We start from the raw sequence: 6,974 nt of genomic DNA, 5'->3' as shown, positions 1-6,974 counted from the left end.
CCCGCCTCCGCTGTTGTCGACGGCGTCACCGTCGCCTCCGGCTCCACCCGCACCGGCGAGCCCGTTCGCCCACGCGCTGCCGGGGTTGCCGACCGCGTAGGTCTGCGGCGGGCAGTAGCTACCCACTCCGAGCACGACTCCGCCCGCGCCGCCTCCGGCGCCGATGCCGCCGTCGCCGCCCTGCTCCTCGGCGTTGCCTCCAACGCACTGTCTGTCCACGGTCGACCCCCCGTCACCGGCACCCGGGGTGGCGTCCTGCGTCCCGGTCGACGAGCCGCCGGACCCGGCCTCGGTGGCCGCGCCTGCGCCTCCGCCGCCTCCGCCCGCCACCACGAGCGGGGCGGAGGCCCCCTGCACGCTCACCGCCGAAGCGCCGCCGCCCGCGCCGCCGCTTCCCGTGTAGCACCGGGAGTCCCCGCCTCCACCGCCTCCGCCCACGCCGCCTGGGGTGGGCGGGCAGTTGCCGACGCCGTCCCCGCTGGTCGTGCCGTTCGGGCCGACGCCGCCGACCGCGATGACCAGCGTCGAGCCCGCCGCCACCGGCACGGCGCTCGCGTTCACCACCGCACCCTGGCCGCCGAGGCCCGCGACACCCGAGCCGAACGGCCCGCCGCCGGCTCCACCGGCGGCGCCGACCGCGAGGACGTCCACGGTGCCGATGCCGCCCTGCACGGTCAGCGTGGTCGTGCCCGCAGACACGTAGGTGCAGGTGACGGTTTCACCGGACTGGCTGCACCCGGCCGGCAGATCCGCGGCGGCGGCAGGGGCCGCGGTGCCGGCCAATCCCGCCGCGCACAGCAGTGCGGCACCGGCCGCCGCCCGGCATCCGGAACGTATTCCCACGGTTTCTCCTCGCGCCGTCCGACCTGCTCCGAGACCGCCTCTCTCTCGGGATACCAGACACGCGAAACCGCGTCAGCGGCGCTGGCGGCGCACGCCACCATTCGCCACACTCGGGTCAGGCCCCTCCGGTCAGCTCTCTGCGACACCGCCTGTGCGCAGGTGACCGGCGCCGCCCAGGCTCCGCTCCCCGGTCAGCCGCTCGGCCGGAGCCTGGACGCGGCCACACCCGGCCGCGTGCAGCGTGCGGCGTATCTACTTTTGGATCCGACCGGGTGACCATAACCGTACGGCTGGTCGATCCGGACGTCGGCTGGGCAAGCTGACCTTGATATGTACATCCGATGTTCGCCGAGGCGGGCATCAGACGTGCTTCAGTCATTCAAGCGGAAGGGCCGACGCCTCGTCATGTCACCATCGTTCTCGAAATCCTCCCCGGCCTCACGCGCCGCGGCCTACGCCGTCGGCGCGGTCTCGCTACTGACGGCGATGGCGACGGGGGGAACCGCGTTCGCCGCTCCCGAGGCCGGGCGCGGGGGACCACACGGGCCGGACACCTCCATCTCGATTCACAACCAGGTCATCGGGGAAGGCGGGGTGGGCCCCGCAGGTCCACAAGGGCCGACCGGTCCCGCCGGTCCGCAGGGGCCCGCCGGGACACCGGGCCAACCGGGTGCGACAGGGCCGCTGGGCCCTGCAGGTGCTGTCGGTCCCGCGGGTCCGGCCGGTCCCACGGGTACTGCAGGCGCTACCGGTCCTGCGGGTCCTCCGGGTCCGGCCGGTCCCGCGGGTCCCGCGGGACCCGCCCAGCCGGATATCAGTGTCGCCTTCCACGACGCGGAGGAGTCCGAGCAGGTCGATCTGGACAACAACGTCCTGACTGTTCAGGTCGGCAGCCTCGCCTCGGGCTTCGGCACGCCCCAATCGCTGTCGGGCCTCGCCGGCTACCCGGGCCTCGCCGGCACGAACGGTCCGGTGGTTCACGTGTCGGAGGCCATCGAGGGAAACCAGCTGTACGTCGACGCCGTCACCAGCAACGGCCAGGCGGCGCAGCTCATCTGCACGCTCTCCGGAACCACGGGCCTCGAAGGCGGTGCCACCTCCGACACAGCCTGTATCTCCGTCATCGGCCACGCGAAAGAGTTCTGGCACCCCTTGGTGTTCTGACGGGCGCAGGTCGCTCAGCCGTTGGGAAACTTGGACCAGAACGCTTCGGCGAGGTTCGGGCCAAGATGCCGGTGGATGCCGTATCCGAGCTGGTCGGAGCCAGGTAGGTTGTCGACGAAGGAGGTGAGGATGGCGCCCCGGATCTCGCCGGGCGCCGGGTCCGCGGCGAGTTCGCGGTCGAGGAACCCAAGCACGCCGAGCCAGTCGACGTCCTGGTACTCGGGGTCGCCGAGGTAGGCGCTCACCAGCGTCGGCATCAGATCGAGCACCAGGAACATGTGGGGGAGGACCTCGCCGTTGTTCTCGATGTGCGCCTCGTAGTCGAGTTCGAGCGGGGGGAACGCCGCCACGAGACGGTGGATGAAGTCGATGCTCTTTTCACTCACTTGGGGCAGTCCAATTCCGGGTAGTTCTTGTATCCCTGGTATTTTCCCGCGAGTGCGTCGTTCATGGCGCGCTTGTAGCCCTCGGCGACCGCCAAGTCGTGCGGCGTCTTGGGGTTCGGTATCTCAGCGCGCCCTCGCGGCTTGGTGGTGTCCTCGTTGAGGACCCGGTTGATCGCGTTGATGGCATCCTTGATCTTCGTGATGTGGTTGCGCCCGTCGACTTGGGCGCCTCCGCTTGCCTCGTGGCTTGCCGCCGCCAGCGCGCTGCCGTCGCCGACAAGCTGGGTGGCGTCGCGGGTTTTGCTGTGGTGAAGGCTGTTGATGATGTTCTGGAGTCGGGGATTGTCCACCTGCGGGATCGGCGCGCGTACGTCGTCTCCCGTCAATCCCAGCGGGTCGAGCCAGCTGAGCGGGTTGTACACGTAGCCGTGCGGGTTCGGCGAGGGACCGAGGCCGAGCGGGTCGGGGCTCTGATAGCGCGCCGTTGCCGGGTCGTAGTAGCGCTGGACGTTGTAGTCCAGGCCTGATTCATCATCGTGGTACTGGCCGGGGAAGCGCAGGGGGCAGTCGACGCCGCCGGTACCCGCGGCGAACTGCCCGCCCCAGAGGTCGGCCCGGCGCTGCCAGTCGACGTCGCCCGAGGTGCCGACCAGTTCGGTCGGGGTGCCGACCAGATCGGTGACGATGGCGTGGAACTGCTCGTCCACGACCTCTTGCGGCGCGTGGGCGAAGGAGTTCGCCGAGACGGTGCGGCTGGACTGCGCTACCGGCGCCCAGGAGTCGGGCTCGTAGTCCCACGCGGTGATCCGGATCGGCCCGGACCCGCCGCCGCCGACACGGCGGTGGTGCTGCTCGGCGAGTTCGGCGCCGTCCCAGAAGAACAGCGTCTCCTCGGCGACGGCACCGGTCGCATCAAGGCGCTGTTTCGCAGTGCGGCGTCCGATGGGGTCGTACCGGTAGCGCCAGTCGTCGCCGTCCGGGGTGACAGCCTGCGTCATCCGGTCGAAGACGTCGTACGCGAAGGTCCAGATCAGCTGCTTTCCGGACAGGGTGCGTCGCGCCCGCTGCACGACCCGTCCCTGGGCGTCGTACTGGTAGTGCGTGCGTCCGGCCCGGCGCAGCAGCGTGCCCGAGACCTCGCGTTCGCCGGCGGTGTCGGAGTCCGGCACGCGGCTGTCGCCGGTGTGGGTGAGGTTGCCCGTGCCGTCGTACGTGTACTGCTCGCTCCAGGTCGCCGCGCGGACGGCGGTGACCCGGCCGAGGGGGTCGAGTGAGAGCCGGCGTTCGCCGTCGGCGGTGTCGGTGACGGAGTCGGGGCTGCCGTCGGCACGGTAGCTCCAGGTACGTTCGCTCAGGATGCGTGAGGTGCGCGCCTGTTCGGGGCCCTCGACGCCGAGCAGGCGACGCGTGGTGAGCCTGCCGAGCTGGTCCCATTCGCTGGTCAGCGCCGTGTGGGTGTCGAACCAGCGGAAGGTCTCCTGGCCGAGCGCGTCGCGTCCGAAGGTCAGCCGGCGCTCGCCGACGGACATGCCGACCGCGTGTCCCGCCGCGTCGTACTCCCAAGTGGTTGCGCGTCCGGTCGGCGTCGTCCGCGCCACGCGCCGCCCGAGCGCGTCGTACGTGCTGGTGAGGGTGCCGCCGTCGCGGGTCTCCCCGGTCACCCGGCCCGCGGCGTCGCGGGCGAGCGTGATCTCGCCGTCCTGGTTGGCCATCCGTACGAGTTGGCCCGCGCCGTCGTACGCGAAGGTGGCCTGTTGCCCGTGCGCGCGCTGTTCGACGACACGGCCGAAGACGTCGCGTATGTACTCGATCGATTCGGCGGCGCCGTTGGTCCGCCGGATGAGCCGGCCGGCGGCGTCGTGCCGGTAGGAGAGCGTGCGCGCGTTGAAGTCGGTCTCCGCGACCAGGTTGCCCGCGTCGTCGTACTCGTAGGTCCACGCTGCCTGCTGCGGATTGACGACCCTCGTCAACCGCATTTCGCTGTCGTGCTCGAAGGCGATGCGGGTGCCGTCGGGCTCGGTGCGCGCGACGACTGTGCCGAAGGGGCCGTACTCGAGCGCCGTCGTCGCGCCGACCTGGTCCGTGTACGCGGTGACGTTGCCGGCGTCGTCGTAGTCCCACCGCTCTGTGGAGCCGTCGGGGTGCGTACGCGCGAGTGCGCCGACGGCTCCCCACCGCGTGGTCGTGGTGGCGCCCAACGGGTCGGTCATCGAGGCCACGCGGCCGAGCTCGTCGTGCTGCAGCACCCAGGCGGCGCCGAGCGCATCGGTGATCTGAGTCGGAAGGCCCGCCGCGTTCACCGCCACAGTGGAACGGTGCCCGTGCGCATCGGTGTGTTCGACGAGGGCGCCGTGATCCGAATACCCGTACCGCGTCACGGCGCCTTGGGCGTCGGTGACCGCGACGAGCCGGCCGCGCTCGTCGTACTCCAGGACGGTCTCGGCCCCGTCGGCCGCGACGACACGTATCGGGAGCTGGAGGTCGTTGTATTCGGTCCGGATCCGCGAGCCGTCGGGGCGTTCGAGTTCGACGATGTTGCCGAACGCGTCGCGGACGAAGGCGCTGGCGTTCCCCAGCGCGTCGACGTGCCGGACCAGCCTGCCGTAGCGGTCGTGGCTCAGCAGGGTCGCGTTGCCCAGCGCGTCGACGATCTCGGTGAGGTGGTTGTCCCGGTCGTAGCGGTAGGCGGTGACAGCTCCGAGCCCGTCGGTGACCTCGGTGGTGCGCGCGGCGCGGTCGTACGCGAAGACCGCGGACACGGCCCCGTCCTCGCCGCCCACACGGGCGACACGGCTTTCGTCGTCGTAGGCGTATTCGTACCGGTACCCGAGGCGGTCGATCCAGGCGGTGATCCGGTTCGCAGTGTCGTACTCGTAGACCAGCGGTGCGCCGCCCGCGCTCAGGATCTGGGTCAGTCGGCCGAACGGGTCGTAACCGTAGCCGATGAGCGGCACGCCGTCCGGGTGTGAGGCGTCGAGCAGGCGCAGCCCCTCGATGCGGAAGCCGCCCGCCAGGAACGAGGAGTCCACCGCGATCCGGTAGCCGCCGACGTGGTCGACCTGAGTCGGCACGCCGTCCGCGTCCCGGGTGATGGTCAGCCAGTTGCCGTGGCGGTCGGTGATGCGGGTCAGATGCCGGGGGCCGTCGTCGGGAGAGGCGGCGAAGTGCCGGGTGATGCCGGTGGCCGGATCCAGGATCGCGATGGCGTCGAGTTCACGGTCCCACGTCAGCGGCCAGCGGGCGCCGGCTGCGGGCAGCACCGGCCGGCCGGACTGGGTGGGGACCTGGTAGTTGAGCGTCTGTGCGTCGTCGCCGAGGAGGTGCACCCCGTCCTCGTCGAGGATGACGCGCTGGTCGAGGGTGGAGGACCAGCCGGGGCCGAACAGGGCGCCGTGAGCGTATCCGGAGGCGTAAGCCCGGCGCAGCACCAGCGGCAGGATCCCGGGCAGGTCCACGTCCGCGGCCGACGTGATCATCTGGCCGCTCACCGGGTCGACCGGGTCCTTGCACGCGGGAGTCTGCTCGACGCCGGCGGACCCGAGACCTCCCTCGTCCCCGCCCTGGAAGCCGTCGGTGATCGCGCCGGGCGTGCCGGGGGCCCCGCCGGCGGGCGAGGTCGCCGGTGTGTCGGCGGGTCTCGGCGCGGGTGGGTTCACCGGTTCGTTGCCGACCTGGTTGAACTGGTCGCCCAGGTCGCTGTCGGTCTGCTCCATGGAGTGCGCACCCGCCTGGGCGGCGTCGGCGGTGGCGTCGTGGAACCCGCCCGCGGAGCTCGAGGTGTCCTCGGCGACCTTGCCGAAGGTGTCGCGCAGCCCGATCGCGAGGTTGCGCTGTTCCTCGTCGCTCATCAGAAGTCGATCTCCGCTGCCTGGGAGGTGAAGGTCTGCGCGTGCGAGCGCATCGTCTCGGCGTGCCGGCGCAGGGTGCTCACGTGCTGGTCGACCGTGCTCACGTCCACCTGGATGCTCGCCGAGCCCGCGGCGAGCGGGTCCACCCCGCCAGGGGCGTTGGACCAGTCCAGTCCGGAGAGCATCTGCTCGACCTTGGCCACCAGCGGCTGGGAGACCGCCGCGATCACCTTGCCCTGCACGTACATGTTCAGGTCCTGGATCAGCGAGTTCGCCAGCGCCTCACCGATCTCCTCCAGCCCCGGCAGCGCCGCGAGCGAGGCCCCGAGCGTCTCCGGCGCCGCCGCGATCGCCGTCACATAGCTGATCGCGAGCTCGACGAGCTGGACCAGCGCCTCCCCCTTCTGCGCCACCACGTACAGCGCCCACGCATCGAGCGCGTCGGCGAACAAGCCGCACGCCGCGGTGACCTCTTTGACGTGAGTGGCCGAGAGGTGCGCCCACCCCGAGGACATCACCTGCGTCGAAGCACCCTGGTATGCCTGCGCGATGCCCGAGACCGCCTGCGTGGCGTCCTCGTGCGTCTGCTCCACCGCCTGCCCGAACTCCCGCGCCAAGGTCGCGAAGCGGTGCAGTGAATCCTCATTGATATAAGGCCATTTTATGCCGAACGCGTTCAGGAACGTCACCACGGGCATCGGCAGGTCGTCGATCGCCATCAGAACCCCACCCC

The 6,974-nt window shown here is 71.0% G+C and carries 4 protein-coding genes and 1 pseudogene; 1 reads left to right on the top strand and 4 read right to left on the bottom strand.

The window, feature by feature from the left end:
- A pseudogene (locus KDL01_RS37655) lies at window positions 1-843 on the bottom strand (hypothetical protein); the annotation flags it as partial.
- 981 nt (window positions 844-1,824) lie between these two features.
- On the opposite strand from KDL01_RS37655, the gene KDL01_RS44185 reads away from it, so the two are divergent.
- Entirely contained in the window at window positions 1,825-2,007 is a 183-nt protein-coding gene (locus KDL01_RS44185; RefSeq protein ID WP_246577544.1) for a hypothetical protein, read from the top strand.
- Between the two features lie 14 nt (window positions 2,008-2,021).
- Here the strand turns inward: KDL01_RS44185 and KDL01_RS37645 are convergent, their stop codons facing one another.
- From KDL01_RS37645 to KDL01_RS37635, 3 genes are all read right to left on the bottom strand, one after another.
- Window positions 2,022-2,393 carry a hypothetical protein gene (locus KDL01_RS37645; protein WP_212533500.1) on the bottom strand — a complete coding sequence of 124 codons (372 nt, stop codon included), beginning with the start codon at window positions 2,391-2,393 and terminating at the stop codon, window positions 2,022-2,024.
- Window positions 2,390-6,241 (bottom strand): DUF6531 domain-containing protein, encoded by a 3,852-nt coding sequence (locus KDL01_RS37640; protein ID WP_212533499.1) that lies wholly within the window; start codon window positions 6,239-6,241, stop codon window positions 2,390-2,392. Before KDL01_RS37640 ends, KDL01_RS37645 begins: the two co-directional genes overlap by 4 nt.
- The coding region (locus KDL01_RS37635) for a WXG100-like domain-containing protein (protein ID WP_212533498.1) at window positions 6,241-6,974 on the bottom strand (734 nt) is incomplete at its 5' end. The genes KDL01_RS37635 and KDL01_RS37640, both read right to left, overlap by 1 nt.

The organism is Actinospica durhamensis (assembly GCF_018139695.1).
Classification (GTDB): Bacteria; Actinomycetota; Actinomycetes; order Streptomycetales; family Catenulisporaceae; genus Actinospica; species Actinospica durhamensis.
This window is presented reverse-complemented; position numbering and strand designations above follow the sequence as displayed.